13 protein-coding genes and 1 CRISPR repeat array (1 of these 14 running past the window's edge) are annotated in these 20679 nt (G+C 36.0%); all 13 genes read right to left on the reverse strand.

The features are described from left to right. Nucleotides 1-540 precede the first annotated feature (540 nt). The 13 genes from MSBRM_RS01085 to MSBRM_RS01145 all read right to left on the reverse strand — a co-directional run bounded on the left by MSBRM_RS01085 (nucleotide 541) and on the right by MSBRM_RS01145 (nucleotide 15754). Nucleotides 541-2529, reverse strand: a complete 1989-nt coding sequence (locus MSBRM_RS01085) for a TIGR03986 family type III CRISPR-associated RAMP protein (RefSeq protein WP_052712641.1) — start codon at nucleotides 2527-2529, stop codon at nucleotides 541-543. Next, complete coding sequence (gene csx19 / locus MSBRM_RS01090; RefSeq protein ID WP_052712642.1) at nucleotides 2529-3095, reverse strand: type III-D CRISPR-associated protein Csx19; 567 nt, start codon at nucleotides 3093-3095, stop codon at nucleotides 2529-2531. The genes MSBRM_RS01085 and csx19 overlap by 1 nt, the downstream gene beginning before the upstream one ends. Further along, nucleotides 3092-4519: an RAMP superfamily CRISPR-associated protein gene (locus MSBRM_RS01095; RefSeq protein WP_048154147.1), complete on the reverse strand. Its 1428-nt coding sequence runs from the start codon at nucleotides 4517-4519 to the stop codon at nucleotides 3092-3094. Before MSBRM_RS01095 ends, csx19 begins: the two co-directional genes overlap by 4 nt. Continuing rightward, a complete protein-coding gene (locus MSBRM_RS01100; RefSeq protein ID WP_048154150.1) occupies nucleotides 4512-6074 on the reverse strand; it encodes a hypothetical protein in 1563 nt (520 codons plus the stop codon). Before MSBRM_RS01100 ends, MSBRM_RS01095 begins: the two co-directional genes overlap by 8 nt. Beyond that, on the reverse strand, nucleotides 6071-6760 hold the full coding sequence (locus tag MSBRM_RS01105; protein ID WP_048154153.1) for an RAMP superfamily CRISPR-associated protein: 690 nt from the start codon (nucleotides 6758-6760) through the stop codon (nucleotides 6071-6073). Before MSBRM_RS01105 ends, MSBRM_RS01100 begins: the two co-directional genes overlap by 4 nt. Next, nucleotides 6757-8430: a Cas10/Cmr2 second palm domain-containing protein gene (locus MSBRM_RS01110; RefSeq protein WP_048154157.1), complete on the reverse strand. Its 1674-nt coding sequence runs from the start codon at nucleotides 8428-8430 to the stop codon at nucleotides 6757-6759. The genes MSBRM_RS01105 and MSBRM_RS01110 overlap by 4 nt, the downstream gene beginning before the upstream one ends. A gap of 16 nt (nucleotides 8431-8446) precedes the next feature. After that, nucleotides 8447-9631, reverse strand: a complete 1185-nt coding sequence (locus tag MSBRM_RS01115; protein ID WP_048154160.1) for a PDDEXK family nuclease — start codon at nucleotides 9629-9631, stop codon at nucleotides 8447-8449. Between the two features lie 39 nt (nucleotides 9632-9670). After that, nucleotides 9671-10345: a CRISPR-associated endonuclease Cas6 gene (locus MSBRM_RS01120; protein ID WP_048154163.1), complete on the reverse strand. Its 675-nt coding sequence runs from the start codon at nucleotides 10343-10345 to the stop codon at nucleotides 9671-9673. Between the two features lie 136 nt (nucleotides 10346-10481). Next, nucleotides 10482-11540, reverse strand: coding sequence for a reverse transcriptase domain-containing protein (locus tag MSBRM_RS19060; protein WP_141706441.1), 1059 nt, complete (start codon nucleotides 11538-11540; stop codon nucleotides 10482-10484). 1952 nt (nucleotides 11541-13492) lie between these two features. Beyond that, nucleotides 13493-13744 carry a hypothetical protein gene (locus MSBRM_RS01130; RefSeq protein WP_048154166.1) on the reverse strand — a complete coding sequence of 84 codons (252 nt, stop codon included), beginning with the start codon at nucleotides 13742-13744 and terminating at the stop codon, nucleotides 13493-13495. A gap of 387 nt (nucleotides 13745-14131) precedes the next feature. Further along, a complete protein-coding gene (locus tag MSBRM_RS01135) occupies nucleotides 14132-14698 on the reverse strand; it encodes a plasmid pRiA4b ORF-3 family protein (protein WP_048154169.1) in 567 nt (188 codons plus the stop codon). Between the two features lie 200 nt (nucleotides 14699-14898). Beyond that, the gene (locus MSBRM_RS01140; protein ID WP_176722131.1) at nucleotides 14899-15225 is read right to left on the reverse strand and encodes a DUF3024 domain-containing protein; all 327 of its coding nucleotides are present in this window, start codon (nucleotides 15223-15225) and stop codon (nucleotides 14899-14901) included. A gap of 139 nt (nucleotides 15226-15364) precedes the next feature. Continuing rightward, nucleotides 15365-15754, reverse strand: coding sequence for a hypothetical protein (locus MSBRM_RS01145; RefSeq protein ID WP_141706440.1), 390 nt, complete (start codon nucleotides 15752-15754; stop codon nucleotides 15365-15367). 145 nt (nucleotides 15755-15899) lie between these two features. Further along, a CRISPR array of direct repeats spans nucleotides 15900-20679; the repeat unit is 37 nt; unit sequence GTTTCAATCCTTGTTTTAGTGGATCTTGCTCACGAAT (it continues 2647 nt past the right edge of the window).

The following is a 20679-nucleotide window of genomic DNA, read 5'->3' on the forward strand; positions in this document are numbered from 1 at the left end:
TTAAGTAATGACTTTATGTATTATTTCAGGGTTCTGATTTTAATCTTTTTTGTAAAAGTTACTTCCCAATAAAAAATATATTTTTATGTCAATGTTTTATATGTCAATGCTTTATAGCTGATCTCATAGTCGGCTATACGTCTCTCTACAGTGACAGTCACTTCCAGCCTTGAACCATCTGTAGCTATAAACTTTTGTTAGTGGTAAAATATTAAAACCCAAATTTGACAGAAGCGTATATTGTATAATGTCTGAACGGGCTTCATGCTTCTGTTTTCTTCATACTACTCAAAGTTTTATCCCGCATCTTATGATTTTTTGACATTTTTCAGTTTTCCAAAATGTAATGTGTCGATACAACGTGTTTTGTGTAAGAAAATACTGTATTGATTAGTAAAATCTGTCAAATTAAGGTTAAAATCTAAAACTCAAGGGTTACATAAGGTAACCACTTACTAAAAATCTAATTTCCAATCCTGAAAGGAACGATGTATTAGAATATCAAGCTATGACAAAATTTTTGGATTTAATTCGCGTCTTTTAAGGTGGGCTGATATTAAATGGATCAGGTAACACTGGGCGTTCTTTGTATTCATTAATAGGATTGATCTGAAGATACCTGGTTAAATCAGTGTTAGGTCCATTCCATTCCATCATCTGAAGAAGCATTTTTATCCTATCAACTTTGTTAAGCTGACTTTCTTCTTCACCGATCTGATCCAATATGTACTTCTCAAAAGTTTGAATTAACTCCTTTTTCGATTTTTCGGGTACTTTATGTACAGCTTCATGCCATGAATCCCCATCAAACAACTTGCGATATCTCTCATCCCTTTTAGATTCATAAAGTTTAGGTTCTATCTTAATTGCACCCATCCCAAAGGGTTTTCCCATTCCTAGTGAATGACGATATTCTTTTCCTTTTTCTCCAGGAAGTGTCAAAGCCCACAGTAATGTACCCAATTCAAAGTCTCTTAAGTTTTCAAAATAGATGCGGAATGAAAAAATAACTCCTGATTTTATCGGTTTAATTCTCGTATACTGTGTAGGCGACTTTTCAATATTTCTGTCTAATTCTTTTATATCTTCTAATTTTACTTCGCCTTTATGCCAATACATCTTATAGCCACGAATCACAGTATCGTCTGGTGAAGGAGTTGCATAGTGAGCTAAATTTACCTTTTGATCAGGATCATGGAATTTATGCATATCCTGAACTAGATAATGCTGAAATGTCGTAGGCTTGGGGGATGCAAGGATTTTTGGAGTAACGGTCTCTTCATCAAACCAAATACCTTCATCTGCATATTCAACTCTTGCATCCGTAAAAAATACCCTGCCTGCTCTGGAATCTGTTTTTCCATGTATATATCCAAAAATAGCTTCAGCAATGTCTATCGCATTTTCTGATCTGAGGTATTCCGGTACGAAGCCAATCGGACTGTTGATATTTGTTTTTTGAGGGAATATAGCGGGAACTCTAAAATTTGGGCAATGACCAAAGAAGAAAACTTCTCCACCTCTTTCAACATAAAATATTGGAAGCCCTTCGATTAAACAACCTTGGATGTCATTAAAAGGTGGTTCTTTTTGAAAAGGTGTCAGCCCGGAAACATAATTTTTTATTGCTTGTTCATTAATTTTTAGTTCTTCTGCTTCTTCATTCTTCTCCAAAATAATAACATGACTATTTCGATTAGATTGTATCTCGTTATTTGTTTCTAACATATTTCCGGAGCATACAAGGAAACCTTTGTACTTTCCATTTCCGGGAGAACCTAAATCCTTAATATAAGTATATTTATTCCCTTTTTTACTTTCTAATATATCTGCATTAAAGCTGATTTCATGGTACTGAGGTTTATATTCATCATCATTAAGTTTTTTAAAACCATTAATAGCATTTTCGGGAATATTTTTTTCTTTAATTTTCAAATATGCAGTTTTATCTGGAAATCCAAGTTCTAAAGGTCTTTTAGCGGGCTTTACCCACCACTCGTTGCTATGTTTTATCAGATATCCTGCATTTACTTTATTACCGGATTTCCCCAGTATATTTTTATAAGGTTCACTTAGCGGGTCATTTTGTGAAGATGCAACAGCCCTGTATGTCATCTTTGTATCATCTGTTACCCACTGCATTTTTCCATATCCTACAATCTCTACCAACGATCTAATCATTCCGCGTAAGCTACTACCGGGAATTACTGGACAATTTTTCTGCTCACGGTAAAAGAAATGGGCACATTCATTTTTCTGATCATGATCTAATTCATAAAATTTTTTATCTCCGTATTTACTAAAAAAAGAAGGGGTCATAGGACAGCGGACATACAAGGGAGACTCAGTTTTCATGGTACATTTTATGTAACCAGTATTATTTGTGTATGAATCTTGATCTGGTAATTCAGTAACTGTCACCAATTTATCTGGTAAAGGTATAAAATTGTAAGGAGCATATGCCCAAAAAGATTTTTTAGCATTTCTGTCAAAGCGTTTTTTTGTAGGATTTGAATGTTTTGGTAACATTAAACCACCCCTTTTATAGTATCCGCTCTAATACCTACCAGTCGACTGAATTGTATATAGGCCTGACCATCGTCATCGTAATTTATATAATGACGTATCTTAAGCTTCAAGTCCTCTTTTATATCAACTGGGGGAGAATGCCGTAATCCTCCAGATCCATGTTCCCACAGAAAAAAACCATCATTGCTATTCTCTAATCTGGTACCCCATAAAAGCATAGTCTCATCAAAATATTCTATCTCTTGTCCTTGATTATCAATCACCAAGCGGGCTTGCCAGCTACAATAATCAGTTTTCCAAATGAATAATTCACCAGTAGTTCCAAATACCCTTGCCATCTGAAGGGTTTTTGCTCTCAGTGCAGGTCCAAATAATTTAGATGACAAGTGAATCTTATCATCTCTCAATTCACCCCATATTACTCCATCGTCAGCATGAACTAATAACCACTTGAGATCATAAGCTTTAGCCTGTTCCTCAAACCATGCCGTTATATTGCCTCCAAAATCAGCAGGAACACTTAGCGGGAGGATTTTATACTTTAGATTCAAGATCTTTGGTTTCATGCTGCAATACCTCCAATAAAATCACTTACATAATTTTCAAGCCTATCCCTGTCACCTACAATTTCTATCTTTCCATTATTTTTTTTATTGATTTCCCATACATGTTGTATGTTAAAACTTTCTTTATATGTTAGTTTTGCATTCAGTCCACGCAGACGTCCTCTTCCCACACTTGCTTCACCACCTAATGGTAAATCGCCAGTCCATAAATCTTTCAGCAAGAGTAGTAAGAGTCCTATTTGAGCATTTTCTGGTTTTTGGATCTGTACTTTAAATTTAACGTTTGTTCCCTTCTGCTCAAAAATAGGTTGTTCATCAAAAAGTGCTGTAGGGAGAGAGCTACCGGTGAAACGGTCAATCTTAATACGTTGTTGTACAAGATTCAGAGGATTTGTGATTTCGTTCTCAGTTGTTATTAGCTGACTTGCAGAAGCTTTATCTGCAGGAGATTTGATTTCTGGACCAAATAATCTGTTTATCATTTCGCTGGCTTTTTCTTCGCTCCCAATAGTTTTTGTAATACGAAATGCTCTTGCTCTTAATGAACCCGCCAAGCTGGTACCACTTAAAACAGGAATTGACTCTCCGTTTCGGTTTGAATGAAGATGAACTATATCCGGAGCATCGGTTTTATCATACCCTGACCTAATGATCATGGAACCATCAAGAGAAAAAGTGGCATTCATTGTGAAAAGGTATCTTTTATCAATTAGGTTACTTTCATTAATGCCTAGTAAAGTTAAAATGTTCTGACCACGCTTTTCCTCCTTCAGATCCTCATTCAGCCAATTAATTAGCCCTTTAGGAGTTGTTAAGTTGTAGCGGCAGACATTCCATTCTTTTATCTTACAGCTACCAAACCCTCTTCTCTTACGAAAACCTAAAGATATTTCTCCCTTTTCCAATCCTTTTAAAGCAATAGCCAGACCAAGAAGTAGTTTTTCTTTTCTTGTATCTTCTTTCGGGAGCAATAGTTCCATTTCGATAAGGAAACAAGTACCGGCTTCAATCAGTTCAAAATCAAATTTGTGTTTATCTTTTGCTGTTCGAGTCTTATTATCTATTTTTACTCCGTCTCTCAATTCTACTTTTGGTTTTTCACCCAATGAATCATTAACAATAAGTAGACTTTGTTCACCTTCATCGTCTTCCTGATTACCGAATAGGTTCATATATAGTGATTTTTTGTCACCTTGTTGTCCGTAACCATGTTCATATTCCCTCAAATAACTTCGTAAAGCACCGGCTAAAGACGCGCCAGTCAAAAGAGTCTTACCTTCTAATGGATCCACTGCTAATGGGATATCCACCAGTTCATCGTGGTCACCTGCGCCAAAATATGTTGGTGTTTCCAAGATAAGGCTTCCACGGATAATTATTCTGTCTACAATCTCTCGACTTTTCAACCAATGAGAATTATCCATTGTTTACCTCCTTGGATGCTTTGTGAAGAACTGCATCAATTAGACGAGCAGTGTATTCACGAGCTAGATTATCATTTAACTCTGGTTTTATATTTCCTAATGAGGGTAAGTTATTTTTATTAACTTGAAGTGCATCCCAAACACTTTGTGGATTTGCTGTAAATTCCTTAATCCACTGTTCCAGTGATTTTCTTTCAATCTGGGCATTTTGAAACTGATCACTTGCAGTTTTTTTCATTTTATCCAGGTGACCTGTAACTATGGACAAATCATCCTCACTTAAAGATCGACGAACTATCACGCGCATGCGGGACAACTGAGATTTCTTTGGGATGGATTCTTTTGTTATTTCTAATTTGTTAACTGCCTTGATTAAATCTCGATCCAGCTTTTCTTTAGTCATCCTGCTAACAATTCTTTTAGCCAAGCACAAGCTATCCGGATCTTTCATTTCGTAAGGTAAAGTAGATTCTTTTAACTCCCCTTTTTCTGCTTTAATTCCATTTACTTGGTGCCAATTGACAGCAATTCGTCCATACCCTTCTTCTCTTTTTTCTCCAATACCAATAACCTTAAGTGTTTCTAATCGATCAAGTAATTCTGACCTTTTTTCGTAAACAAATACACTGCCCGCTCGAATGGCTAAAACCTGAGGAAGGGGAAGATTCCAAGTATTATTGAAACCTCCTCTTACCCGCGTGCTTACAAAGGTTTTTTTAAGGGACTTAGAGTCTGTGCCTAAAATGGAATTGAGGCTTGTGCTATAAGCTCCAGTATTCTTGTCACGGATAAGAGTATCACTTAAAAGAGTAATTACTACTGTATTGTTTCCTTCGTTGCCAACAGGAGAGTATTCTTCCCAATTCTCAAAACTGTTTATGTTATTGATCTTTACATGTCCATAGCCTGCAAGATGTGATTTCCCAAAATTAAAGACTACTTCTTCTGTTAATAAATTTTTAATCTTTTCAAAACATAATTCATTCTCAGCTAATATAACACTGGAGAAATCTTGATCAGCTTCCAATGCTTGATAACGAAAAATTGTACTTTCTCCAGCAGTCTCTCTTTGTCTATTCGCACGAAAGATATGTATTTGGACTTGATTAGAAGGTTGATATAAAATAATTCCTTCTTCCTCATCGATTTCGAACAAATGACAAAAAGGTTCAGAAACTTTTTTCCAATTTTTTTCAGGATCATACTCTACGTTGTCAGAATAATCCTCTGTGGCAAAGTCATATATTATGTTATCAGGATCGCCTTTTTCTACATGCCATGAAAGAGGAGTAGGTAAAGATCGGCTATAATCTTTATTTGAAGGATAAGCATTTAAGAAGCTTACAGCTCCATCAAAAAAAAGCTCTCTAAATTCAGTGTCTTCCGCATCGATTGAGTACTTCGTTTTTCCTTGGAGATACTTGCCTATCAATGCCCCTCTAATTACACTGCCAGGAATAAATTCAAATCCAATCGCACTGTTTGGATCCCCTCCACTTATATCATTTACCAATAAGGGTTCTAATAAATGTATATTGAAAGTCAATGCTTTCACGGCATCACCTTTTCACAAAATATAGTAAAATAATTTTCAGTAACGTTTATTCCGTTTTCATCACAAAGAACAGCAACAAGTTTACCCCTCCCACGATTACGACCCGTACCAGCTCTCCTGAAAGCTTTTATGCAAGCTGCTAACAAAGGCAGATCCAAACCAGATGGATCTTTTGTAAACGATAATTTCGCCTCAAATGATGTTTCCCTAAGCACTACCCTCATTGAACGTAGAGATCCCTTTTCAGGTGCTCCTGATTTTTCATCAATCGAAGTCTGACGACGAATAGAAGTTAGAGAATTCAGTATATCTTCACTACTTAATCTCATTGAGCTGCGAGATTTTTCGAGTTCGTATGCAACAGATTTTCTCAAATCCACTGGCAAAGTGGCATTACTTATGTGAAGTATAGCTTTATCTGAATCGCTACTTCCTGGACTTCCAAAAAGATGCTTTGAAGATCTATAGAATTCTTCTTGGAATTCCAAGTCATAATTTTGCTCATTTAAGGAAAAAAGGATATTTGCACATTCTTCTTCAAGTAAGCCTTTCAGAGTTCTTCCATTCAAAAAAGGTAATCCGTATTTGTCATGCATCACTTCTATATCTACCAGACCCGCTAAACCGTCTCCCCTTCCAAAAGTCGAGTCACTTTTTGTAGTAAACTTTAACCAGAATGTCTTCATTTTCTGCCCCCTTCAAGCCAAACAAAAAAATCGAGAGCTTCAATTGCATCAAAGCAAGTACAAGTATTATCAACCCAGCCCGTTTTGTCAGAGCCTTCGTTGTTTTTTATTTTAGGGAGTGGTTGTTCTTTTGGAAGCGAATCATTATATATTTTTATGAATTTTTCAACTTCGTGGGGTCCATTACGTAAAGTCTCTCTAAGGCGCATGATTTTGTTATGTTTACCCTCCCATTCTTCACCCTTGAATTTTGAAATGATTTCTTCAAAAGTGTTCCAGGAGCGCCAGTCTATTCCAACAGATTCCCCTAGACGTAATGGACGCATGGTTAAATTGCCACATATTTCTGATGAGCCTTCTTTCCATTTGATCTTATATTCCCGCTTTCTAATGTTCTCAATACTTTCAATTACTCCACCAGAAGCAAAGTGCCAATCCAGGGCAGAAGTTTTTCCTTCTTCAGAGGGGAAGGCTTTTTCTATATCATTTATACGTAATTTTGCCGACTCTGCTAAGTTGTTTGCCAATTTTAAAGCCTGATAAAATGGATAATGGGTTTTTACAATAGCTATCCCAGCTCTAGCGGAGATCGGATATCCATCGCTCAACTTTTTGTCATCTGATGTCAATTGGCGTAACAGTAATTCAGAAAGAGTTAATCCCAATCGACCATCGCAAACAAAAGTTATATCATCGCCACCAAAAACAATTGGTCGAAAAGGTAATTTATTTTGAAACTCTACTACTCCTCCGATTTTGCATTTTCCATCTTCATCTTTTTGAGATTCAAGCAACCTAATTATGGCAGTTCTGATTGCCTTACTACTTGTTTCTTCAATTGAATCCGAAAGAGCACGAATGGAATTTATGTATTCACGGTTGTCTTTCCCATGTCTTTTTGAATATTCGGAAATTCTTTTTCCCATTCCATTTCCATCGATATGAACAACAGCAATGTAACTAGATTCATTTTTGGAACCGATTTCATTGAAATCATATACAAAATCTATACCAAGAGCTTTTTCATCCTTATTTAGAAATTTGTTGCGAAGTCTGTCATTAGATGAACGAAAAAAATCCAATTTTGTAGATATCTCTCTCGAAACCCTAATTTCTTTTCCATCATCTTTTCTAGTCTCTGAAGCTGGAAGACCTGTATACTGACAAGAAGCATTCACCCCAATTCCAAGAAGAGGGGATGAGTAAATATGATTGTATTTTTTTTGTGTTATTTTTTTATGGAGAGTGTCCCTTACTTTTTTTTCAAGGGTATCTAGGCTATCTTTATCCCATATGAAGTTGTTATGAGCGATAATTAACTGTAAGCCTGGTGCTTTTAAAAGAACTTTTTTAGTATATTCTCGTGTAAATTTTTTAGCAATATCCAGATTCTTGAATAAAATAACGGTGTTTCCTCCCCCAGAATAAACAAGCTCTGAATCCAAATTATCTTTCTCAATCGTTTTACTGTTTAATGTTCTAAAATTTAAATCCAGATTAGTTTTTTCTATATTTGTCTTCCCAATCTTTTTCAATTCCTCGTAGACCATCTCATGAGTTACAAAATTAACTAGCCCAGAGGCTCCGATGTTCTGTTTCAGGTTATTGCTTCCAAAAATATAGTCCTGAATTCCAACTGTATCTATAACCGTGACTGTAAATTCTGCCATAAAAAACCTTCTTGTGTTAAGATGTCAACCATTCTTTTAGATACATCGAAAGATTTGGAATCTGTTCAGCACCAAACACCCTAAACTTGTTTTCTAAATGCCACTCTTCCTCAATATCTTTTCTAATTCTTTCAGGACTTGCTTTGGGGTTTGTTTCTGAGGCAAAACATACCACTCCTATTTTTGCTTCATCCCCACCTAGCTGCTGACCGCGGACATAGGCTTCAAATAACTTTTCCTTTACAATATGTTTTTTGCTTGCAGTTGTACAAGAAACTACGAATAATTCATACCCTCTTAAAATAGCCACATCTAACTCAAATTTATCATCGTTGAATTTGGCTCCTAAAATATGATCATGGATTTTACATTCCTCAGCTACTTCTTGAAACGCTAATAGTGCATAGTCTTCCAACCAATTACCATCAAACCATTTAGCCAAATTCTCAACATCTTTTTTCCATTTTTTTGCTAGCTCCTCTAATGTGCTGCAATCTTTCCAAAAATTAGCCAAATTTTCAAATGGCGGATCAACAGGCAAAATTACATTTTTCAGTTCGCGTTTGTTCAGTATTTTACCCAAGTCTTTGGACCTTAATTTATCGTCACACCATTTCCTAAATTCTACAAATAGATCATTTGCCAAAACTTCACAAATCTCAGGCATAAACACTTCTCTTTTATTATCTATTCTGTACCCATGCAAAGAAAAGAGTTCTTCAATTGATGGTTTGACAGATAGACTTACAGGTATTCTTTTTGACGAAGAATCTCTTTTATCTATTACTAATTCCAAGCTACGAGCATCAAGATAACTAAAAACAGAATCTTTATCTGCATCTAAAACGGCCTTATATGCATTTACTGCCATAGCCTTTGTTCCACCAGTGTAGTTTAGCCCAAGTTTTTGTTTCCCTTTTGAGTATTCAATTATTTTTGTGTATATATTTCTGGAGTTTGATTCATCTACAGGAATTTTAGTCCACCTTTCTGAAGGAATGTTAAGTATTGTGATAAGATTATTTGCGATTTGGTCTGTTTTAGAAGTGTGAATTAAGATAATATGGGAAGATGGCTTTGCAAGTAAGTGATAAACAACATAATTTGGTAAAGGATTTGTACCGATCAATAGAAACAGGTAGTCACTTCTATAATCAGCAAATTTGTCAGACTCATTTCTTTTTGCACTTATTATATCCAAAGTTTGAATCCTCCTTTTCAAAGCTATGTATTAAAATAGTCAGAATTGTATTTTCCTCACAGTCCCAAACCCCTTAGCAACCCCCTTTCCCACTCCCATAAAATCCGGAATCAAAAAATTAACTATAAAACCACCTGTAAAAGAAGTAAAATCCATATTTTTGTACTTTGAACGTCTGACTTCCACATCAACATCGCATTTTATGGTATCAGGAACCGTATATCCAAAAGCTTTTGACATGGAGAGCAAATTTCCTACAAGCGTTTTCCTGAGGATTTCCTTTTTTTCTTCAGGGTTTCTGGTCTCAAAGAACTTTTCTTCATTTTCTTTATTAAGGGCAAGCCAGGGAGTGAGAAATTCGTAAAAGTAGAGGTTTTTTGTAAGGCCAAAATCCTGCTTTTTAAGCCTCAGAGACCTTTCAGTGATTTCAAAGTCCTCATGAGGAAGAGTAACCGTATCAAATTTATCAAATAAACCTTTTAAAATTTCTGCTCCTTCATTTATACCAACCACTAAAGGCATTCTATCAAGAACTTTGTACTGCACAAGAGGGTAACGGTAATAATATCTGTCAGTGTTATGGTTGTGGAGCTGATCGTATTCATTGAATTTTGACGCAAAGAAACCACGTATCTGATTTGCGTTCCCTTTGAACTCTTCTGAGCCTTCAAAGGTCATTTCAAGAGTTTTGAGCTTAATATTTTCTGGAGTCATGGGAAATACAACGAATTTTTAATAAGTATCATTTTAATTTAATTTGTATTTATTTTACCCTAAATTACTTGTAACATAAATAAATTTTGATATTTTACGGATAAACTTTTTTACAAAAATAAAACTTTGTTTATATTTAAGTAAACTCTTTTGTCCTTTTGTTAACACTTTGCTCAATTCTTTCAAGCCCAGCCGCGTAATCCGTATGTTTGTAATAGTTTACCCACGGGTCTAAAACTTTAGAAATATTCTTAATAATACTATTATAAGCCCGATTTTTATTTTTATCATCAAAGTTTGATTTTTCTGCGCTTACTATGCTCTCAATGATCTCAATTACCTTCTCAATAGACCCTTCAGTAGGTATGATTTTTATATTTCTCTCCAATCCATTCTCATCGATAATCTCTTGAAAATAGAAGCCCCCGAACTCAAACCCGTTCACTGCATTCCCAACATAGGTTTTTTCTTTGTTAAATTCAAGGCCCACTACATCCAGAACAGCCTCAACTCTGTCAGAATTGATCCATTCCTTTGAAAGGATCACAAAGTCATCTGCAAAACGAACAAGGTGCTCAACCGAATCCCCTTCAACGTTCTTCAGCCCGATTTCAGCCCACTGGTTATCAAACTGGTCAAGATAAAAGTTTAAAAGAAGAGGTGAAATTATTCCACCCTGAAGCAGCCCTTTCCCTGAATATTTTCCGGAACTGCTTTCAACTGAACCTTTTTTAAGCCAGTCCTCGATCAGAGAAAGTATTAGCTCATCTTCAATTCTTGTTTTAAGGACTGTCATGAGCTTATCATGCGGGACGCTGTCAAAACAGTTCTCAATATCTCCCTTCAGGTAATGGATGCTCCCGGTTTCAAGCCATTTGTAAACTTCAAGGCTGGCGAGTTTTGCAGACCTGTAAGCACAGTAGCCGTAGGAGCAGTTTTCAAAATCAGCTTCAAAAATCGGCTCAAGAATGAGTTTTACAGCTCCCTGGACAAGCCGGTCTTTTAAGGTAAGAATTCCAAGCTGCCTTGTCTCACCGTTCTTTTTTGGAATTTCGACTCTTTTCACTTCGCCAGCAGCGTACTTTTCACTTTTAAGTTCTTTCTTTATCGAGCGGATGAAGTTTTCAACCCCTGAAGCCTCTACCTGCTGGATAGTCAGAGAATCAAAACCAGTTCCTTTTGTATTTCTGTTCAAATTCTTCCAAGCGGTGTAAAGAACTTCGTCTTTCAAAATTAGCTTTTTAAGTTTTTTAAACCGCTTTTCAGGATTCCTTTTCGCTTTATTATACAGTTTTAATTGAATTTCGGCCAGTTTTTGCTTCTGAATCTCAGATACCTCCGTAAATGATTCTTAATTTTCAATCATCTACGGAGCTTGATATATTTAGCTGCGAAGAATTCGGCTTTTTTCCGAATTAGAGGTCTTGATACGTGTTTTCTTGGAACTGTTTTTCAATAAAAACAGAGACAGATATCCATAGAGAAAGGTTCAATCCTTTTTTGTGGAGTCTACTTATTGACACTAGACGGGTAAATGATCTTTTCTTTGGAAAAGAGTTTCAATCCTTGTTTTCGTGGAGTCTACTTCTCGACATTTCAGGGATGACTTAATATGGTATCAGAGTACGGGTTTCAATCCTTGTTTTCATGGAGTCTACTTCTCGATATAGAAAATATGAATGATTGTATTAGAGATATAATAGTTTCAATCCTTGTTTTCGTGGAGTCTACTTCTCGACGCTTAGAAATAAAGAGGAGAAATTTGATGAAAACTAGTTTCAATCCTTGTTTTCGTGGAGTCTACTTCTCGACCTAAAAAATAGCAGACAAGTTTGGGAAGAGAAAAGGTTTCAATCCTTGTTTTCGTGGAGTTTACTTCTCGACAGAAACTCGAAAACCAACCGACAAAGTCTGAAATTGTTTCAATCCTTGTTTTCGTGGAGTTTACTTCTCGACTGGAATACAGTCTTCGGTTCAAGAAAGCAAAGAATAGTTTCAATCCTTGTTTTCGTGGAGTCTACTTCTCGACCCTAAATCTGACCAAAGATTGAAGGAGGCAACTCTAATGTTTCAATCCTTGTTTTCGTGGAGTTTACTTCTCGACATAAAAATATATGACGGAAAAGGAAAAGAAATAAGTGTTTCAATCCTTGTTTACGTGGAGTTTACTTCTCGACCAGAGACATGGGCTCTGGTAGATATATCTCCTCAAAGTTTCAATCCTTGTTTTCGTGGAGTCTACTTCTCGACTTTTAATAATCTTTCAGATGCTTACAAGAATCTGGCGTTTCAATCCTTGTTTTGGTGGCTTCTACTTCTCGACGCGATTGAGAACAAAATATGGTCGTTGCTAAATCTGGTTTCAATCCTTGTTTTGGTGGCTTCTACTTCTCGACAGGACCGTTTTCCTGATTTTCAACAAATTCTCTGGAAATTTAGAACCTAAAAACAAACATCAAGAAACTTCTTTTTTGTTTGAACTGTCTAATATTTGAAATATACTTGTTTTTGTTTTGGTTAACTAAATTTGGTCGTCGACAAATAGCTAAAGGGTATATAAGGACGGGTACCATTTAAATTTTTGCATTTTCGCTTATAGGATATCAAAATTATTTATTTGATAATGTACATATGTAATCACTTTTAAAAAATAATTTACGAAGTTGAATATGAAAGATACATTTTAACTTTTAGTTAAATGATGACAGTCTCACACAATTGTGAATTTCATATCTTTGGTCAAAAGAAAAAAGAAGGTGTTCTTTTAAAATACTTCAAGCTAGTTATTTTAAATGTTACTTATTGATATTGCTTTTTTGAAAACTAAAAACTCAAATTGAGTAAAAGCGTGATTCTTCAGGAAAACGGAAGTACAATTTCCAGAATTCGGTTTTTATCCGAACTCTTCGCGAAATAATATTTGTAGATCCATAGGATTAAAAGAATATGGAAGTTACTCAAATACATAGGAGGTAATTCAAGATTCGGTTAATTGTTGATGAATACGGGACTTATATACATAAGAAGAGCAACCGGTTTATTTTCGTTGATAAGACTGAAAAGCTGCTCAAAAAAGGATTTTCGGCAGATAAGGTCTCACAGATTCTTATTTTTTACTCTACAGGTCTTTAAGGTTCTGTAGTTTTTTCATGCATAGTTTCTATTCCTGAGTCGGGAAACTGAAGGATTATTACCTACTCTACGCACAAATAAACGGTGGCCTGGACGCTCTTTTCTTGCTCTTAAACTAACATCTTTAAGGTGATCACCTACCGACACAAGGTCATTAGCATCAACATCTATGGCTATTATTTTTCCACTGTATCGTTTTTCCCATTCTTCCTTATGGGCTTCATAGATATTTTTTGCTTCTACATCGAATTTATCAGGATCTGACATTGTGCTCACCTTTTCGAGTAGTTCTTTGCTGTGAATATGTCTTGTTATCTAAATAATAATATCGGCTCTTAATCCCTGCTTTAGGCATTTTCCGGCTTACAGATATTTTGTTATATAGTCACAAGCCAGATTAAGATATTATTGCCCTATCTTCTTTCATATTACCGTTTTCGATTAAGGTTTAATGTCTGAATTTGCTTATGGATTTATTAGTTTTTAGATAGGCAATGAAACCCGAAACTATGTTTCAATCCTTTTTTCTTTGCCTCTATTTCTTGATTATGTTTTGACAGATGTCAAAAATTAAAAAATTAAAGAGAAAAAAAGTTTAAATCTGAATTTTTGCGGTATTTCGGGATACTTTTACCACTTCCCAACTTTTCCAGCTCAGAAAGCAATATCTTTTGGTTTAAAGTACTCTGGATCAAAATTTTTCCCCAGCCACGCCACTGTATGTTCGTATTCCTCATGTTCAGGGTCTTCCAAGATATCGAGCATCTCTTCATAGCCTCCTGTTCCTCCTATATCTTCAGGGGCTGCTGCTCTTTTTCCTGCAGTGCAGACTGGATATTTCGCTCCTTTTCTTTTCGGAAGGATTTCCTCAAGCCGGACTTTTATCTCCCAGTTGTCCTCGAAATCGTAGGTGTACAGAGCAACCTTATTTTCCGGAGTGAAGTATTTGGAAAGCTTAGCTTTATTTTCCGGTACAAGGGGCTCACAGAAAGTTTCACAACCGTCATCTGTTTCCCCTATTTTTTCAAGTTCACCGGTTTTTGGGTTTTGCACCTCGAATTCATGCAAATGGTAATCTTTCCAGTTCATTACAGTCTGGATAGTCTTATGAAGGTCCAGAAAAGTATAATTTTCCGGAACCTGGATTCGCCGCCAGATTTTAGGACTAATACCTTTTATTGAAAGTTTTAATTGGTATATCTTTTTAAACGTGTCTTTCATACAGTTATTCCCCAGAATAAACGACCGCTAACATCAACTAATTTCTGCTAACGTTCGTTCGCTTCTGCTAATATTAATTAATTTCTGGCAATATTCATTAATTTTTGCTAATCTTAGATACTATTCAATAGTATCCTATAATATTCAATGATATCTAACAATACCCAGCAACATCACAAATTATTTGGTACCATTTGATACTATTCAACGATTTCCATAAAACGGATAAAACCGATAGCATGTATATGAATTTCTTTTATGATGTTTTTATGGCAGGAAGTGATAAAATTCTGGATCGTTTCTAAACATTCGTCTATAGATAAGTCTCTAAAAATTTCAAACCACGTTTCCGTATGTCTCATGTATGAAATGTTGAAAAGCCTATTTCCTGCATATTCCATGCGTGCAAACTTTGTTTCAAAAGATGTAGATATTGCCTGCAGGTCTGGGCATGCGTACTTCGCGCAGAAGTAAAAATAGCTGCGGTACCACTTCGTATAAATATTCATCATGTAGTTAAAGCGCATCTCTTCCGGTGGAGAATTGATGTATTCAGGTTTTAAAAACGATTATTGGAGCTTGCTCGCGAATTTTATATTGAAAATAGATATATTCACAAACTGATAACTATTACTATAAAAGTGTCTTACTTAGTAAAAGTAAAAATCATAATCTTAATTTCTGCTTATAAATCATCTTTTTTCCGTATCCATTATATTTGTGTAACATAATTCTTGTACCGTTGGCTTCTATTTCTGCATATCCAGTAACAGGATAAAACATAAAAAACTTAATTGTGCCACCCCAGCTCCTATGTAATGTTATAGCTTTTAACTTTCTAATTTTAACTTTACCCGATATTACATTATACCTATAATTTCTCTCGTAATCATTACCCCAGTTACCTACACTTGTTACTTTTCCGGTAAATATGCGAGCCATGTTACAGTGTATAACTCTATCTCCAAACGCCTTAACATATTTTGGCTTACTTATTTGGGTTTTATTATTATTTTTACTACCAAATAAATTTTTAAGGAAATCTAGCATTTTCATCGCCTGATATACTTCGCAAAAATATAAAAGTTTCAATCTTTCTCTTTTTTATTGGATCTTGCTCGCGAATAGTATATACACAACTTACTTAAAAAGCATTGCTCACGAATCGAGTTTTCTGAGAATGTATGCCCAAAAGCTGTATGTTTCAATCCTTGTTTTAATGGATCTTGCTCACGAATACGTGACCTATCATGAGCTTTCCAAGAGGACGCCCTGTGTTTCAATCCTTGTTTTAGTGGATCTTGCTCACGAATATATCTAGACGGTGACAATGTAGTCCATATAGTTCCGTTTCAATCCTTGTTTTAGTGGATCTTGCTCACGAATCCCTCAAGTCATGGGAGTTCTTTCTTGACGAGAAGTTTCAATCCTTGTTTTAGTGGATCTTGCTCACGAATATTTTTGAATGTCTCCAACCGTCCCCGGTTCTCTGTGTTTCAATCCTTGTTTTAGTGGATCTTGCTCACGAATAAGAGGTAAAAGAGTCAAACTTCTTGAACGTATTGAGTTTCAATCCTTGTTTTAGTGGATCTTGCTCACGAATACCTCTTTAAATTCATTCAAATTGTATCCACAATTTTGTTTCAATCCTTGTTTTAGTGGATCTTGCTCACGAATTCGGAGAAGCTGCTGGTCCAGCATTATCAATTATTTCGTTTCAATCCTTGTTTTAGTGGATCTTGCTCACGAATATATCTGTGTATTACAATAGGCTGCAAATACTACACTGTTTCAATCCTTGTTTTAGTGGATCTTGCTCACGAATATTGGAAAGTGTGTTGAATGTGAAAAGGTGGGAAGTTTCAATCCTTGTTTTAGTGGATCTTGCTCACGAATGAAATTCCTATCCCCCAGAACGCTTACTACAGCAATGTTTCAATCCTTGTTTTAGTGGATCTTGCTCACGAATATTTTTGGACAAGGTGAATATATGAAGGCAACCTTGTTTCAATCCTTGTTTTAGTGGATCTTGCTCACGAATCTCTTTTTTCTCTCCGACCCATTTCTCGGTTGTTAAAAAGTTTCAATCCTTGTTTTAGTGGATCTTGCTCACGAATCAGATAGAAAGCATGGAATCAGAGACAAGGAAGTTGTTTCAATCCTTGTTTTAGTGGATCTTGCTCACGAATTCAAGCTTTTTTGTTTCATCTGTCAGGAGTTTGTTAGTTTCAATCCTTGTTTTAGTGGATCTTGCTCACGAATAAATGAACTGACATATTGGGGATGTATAGACCTAAACCAGTTTCAATCCTTGTTTTAGTGGATCTTGCTCACGAATAATAAGATGAAATAGGAGATATGAGAAAATGAGGTTTCAATCCTTGTTTTAGTGGATCTTGCTCACGAATTCATTGTTTTAATCTCCTTTCAATCATCCAATTATGTTTCAATCCTTGTTTTAGTGGATCTTGCTCACGAATATGAACCAGAACAACGGATGGAATATACATTATCTTGTTTCAATCCTTGTTTTAGTGGATCTTGCTCACGAATAATTGATAATGAAGTCGAAAACATGGTTGACCTTCCGTTTCAATCCTTGTTTTAGTGGATCTTGCTCACGAATGTATGGAAAATGTCACAAATATGTAAAAAAACACCAATGTTTCAATCCTTGTTTTAGTGGATCTTGCTCACGAATATATGTTAATAAGCGACTTAACAACAGAGGAGATGATGTTTCAATCCTTGTTTTAGTGGATCTTGCTCACGAATTTCTATAAGCGTTCACTTCTTGGAGAAGACGGGTATAGTTTCAATCCTTGTTTTAGTGGATCTTGCTCACGAATATGTCATTTGAAAGTTCCTTTCTTATTTTATTTTATAGTTTCAATCCTTGTTTTAGTGGATCTTGCTCACGAATTTTTGGATCATTTTGGGATGCAGATCAGTGGTTTTCGTTTCAATCCTTGTTTTAGTGGATCTTGCTCACGAATCCCTGAGATAGTCACACCTTTGATATCTAGACTAGGTTTCAATCCTTGTTTTAGTGGATCTTGCTCACGAATTTCGTCGGGGTCAAATCTTATACATCCCTGTAGTCGTTTCAATCCTTGTTTTAGTGGATCTTGCTCACGAATAGGTCATACATGATATTGCATAATCTCTCTTTTGTTTCAATCCTTGTTTTAGTGGATCTTGCTCACGAATTTTTTGTTTCTGTTCTGGTTCTAATAGCATTTTTAGTTTCAATCCTTGTTTTAGTGGATCTTGCTCACGAATATGTCCTCTTTGCGTTGCTTACTCCAGGGCAGCATGGTTTCAATCCTTGTTTTAGTGGATCTTGCTCACGAATGTAATAGTAAGAAATCATATATTTATTGTTTATGGTTTCAATCCTTGTTTTAGTGGATCTTGCTCACGAATATCAATAGAAGCCGAAACCGAAAAAGCTTACCTAATGTTTCAATCCTTGTTTTAGTGGATCTTGCTCACGAATTTGTTTCTTGAGGACGGTGAGAGCATGAGTATTCGTTTCAATCCTTGTTTTAGTGGATCTTGCTCACGAATTTCGTCGGGGTCAAATCTTATACATCCCTGTAGTCGTTTCAATCCTTGTTTTAGTGGATCTTGCTCACGAATAAGGCAAAAAATACGTAATCACACTCACAAAAGAGTTTCAATCCTTGTTTTAGTGGATCTTGCTCACGAATGCTCCTGCAGCTCTCCGGGAATTCTCCAGGGTCCGTTTCAATCCTTGTTTTAGTGGATCTTGCTCACGAATATCACCATTTCAACCTAAGTTTTCCTGTTGAATGTTTCAATCCTTGTTTTAGTGGATCTTGCTCACGAATATTACTCCCTCTTCCGTTCATCTCGAATAATGAGTTTCAATCCTTGTTTTAGTGGATCTTGCTCACGAATATTTGTTCATCATTTTTAGAACCGTCATCTATTAGTTTCAATCCTTGTTTTAGTGGATCTTGCTCACGAATAATCACTGCTCGAACACAGATTGCCATGAAATGGTGTAAGTTTCAATCCTTGTTTTAGTGGATCTTGCTCACGAATCGAATAATGAAACTAATCCCTGGGAAGAATCAGACTGTTTCAATCCTTGTTTTAGTGGATCTTGCTCACGAATACTCTGAAATTTCATTGTCATCACCAGACACTTCCCCGAAGGTTTCAATCCTTGTTTTAGTGGATCTTGCTCACGAATATGAAAACAAGGTCTCTAGAACGAGCCATGATTCTTTGAGTTTCAATCCTTGTTTTAGTGGATCTTGCTCACGAATCATAACATCACCAGATTGTTTCTATCCCATTCACAAGTTTCAATCCTTGTTTTAGTGGATCTTGCTCACGAATAATACAGAGGATTTTTTTGAGCAACTTAAACAATATGAGTTTCAATCCTTGTTTTAGTGGATCTTGCTCACGAATGAAAGTACAGGACTTCAGAAATTAGGATTGTAATATTGTTTCAATCCTTGTTTTAGTGGATCTTGCTCACGAATTTGGGCGAACCAAAGTGATTTATTATCCCGCAAAGAACGTTTCAATCCTTGTTTTAGTGGATCTTGCTCACGAATCTCTGGAAAGCAAATAAAAGTTGAATCCGAGTCTGGTTTCAATCCTTGTTTTAGTGGATCTTGCTCACGAATATAGGTAGTTGATATGTCAAATAACAAATAGTCATGTTTCAATCCTTGTTTTAGTGGATCTTGCTCACGAATCTAAATAATACTGCTACCGTAGAGCTCAGAAGCTCCGTTTCAATCCTTGTTTTAGTGGATCTTGCTCACGAATACTCAGGCATTTTATTGATGTCTGCTTGCTGTTCTGATGTGTTTCAATCCTTGTTTTAGTGGATCTTGCTCACGAATTCCGGTTAGGTTGATGAGGACGAATGCGAGCTGAAGTTTCAATCCTTGTTTTAGTGGATCTTGCTCACGAATAGAGAGTATTGATTATTCAAAATCGCAAGTCCGGCGTATGGTGGGTTTCAATCCTTGTTTTAGTGGATCTTGCTCACGAATTTTTGTCAGGATAGAAAAGTGCCTTTCATATCTAAGTTTCAATCCTTGTTTTAGTGGATCTTGCTCACGAATACGAATCTGATCAGATAGAGGCTACAGATCTGTTTAAGTTTCAATCCTTGTTTTAGTGGATCTTGCTCACGAATTCCAAGAATTACCCGGCTCTTCAGTCGTTGGACTGTGTTTCAATCCTTGTTTTAGTGGATCTTGCTCACGAATACCGCTCTTTATAATTTAGCTAAGGACGAAGCAATGTTTCAATCCTTGTTTTAGTGGATCTTGCTCACGAATGCGCGTGATAGTTCATTTATTCTTCCTCACAAATTGCGTTTCAATCCTTGTTTTAGTGGATCTTGCTCACGAATTTATTTGCAGTAGGTCAAAAGTGACCTTAGTTGATGTTTCAATCCTTGTTTTAGTGGATCTTGCTCACGAATTTAAAACAGTGTACCAATTTAGACAGGAACTGGAGTTTCAATCCTTGTTTTAGTGGATCTTGCTCACGAATAAGCTCTTATAGGTCCGGTGGGGTGTGTTGCAGAAGTTTCAATCCTTGTTTTAGTGGATCTTGCTCACGAATCTTTCAGGAAAACCGGCTTCTGGATAGCAGAAGATTAGTTTCAATCCTTGTTTTAGTGGATCTTGCTCACGAATAACGCAAAAAAACTATGAGAAACATATAGGCAGATAGTTTCAATCCTTGTTTTAGTGGATCTTGCTCACGAATTGTCATTAGATCATTTACCCTCGGTGCCGGTAGTGTTGTTTCAATCCTTGTTTTAGTGGATCTTGCTCACGAATCTTTCAGGAAAACCGGCTTCTGGATAGCAGAAGATTAGTTTCAATCCTTGTTTTAGTGGATCTTGCTCACGAATAACGCAAAAAAACTATGAGAAACATATAGGCAGATAGTTTCAATCCTTGTTTTAGTGGATCTTG

This window comes from Methanosarcina barkeri MS, assembly GCF_000970025.1.
Taxonomy (GTDB): Archaea; Halobacteriota; Methanosarcinia; order Methanosarcinales; family Methanosarcinaceae; genus Methanosarcina; species Methanosarcina barkeri.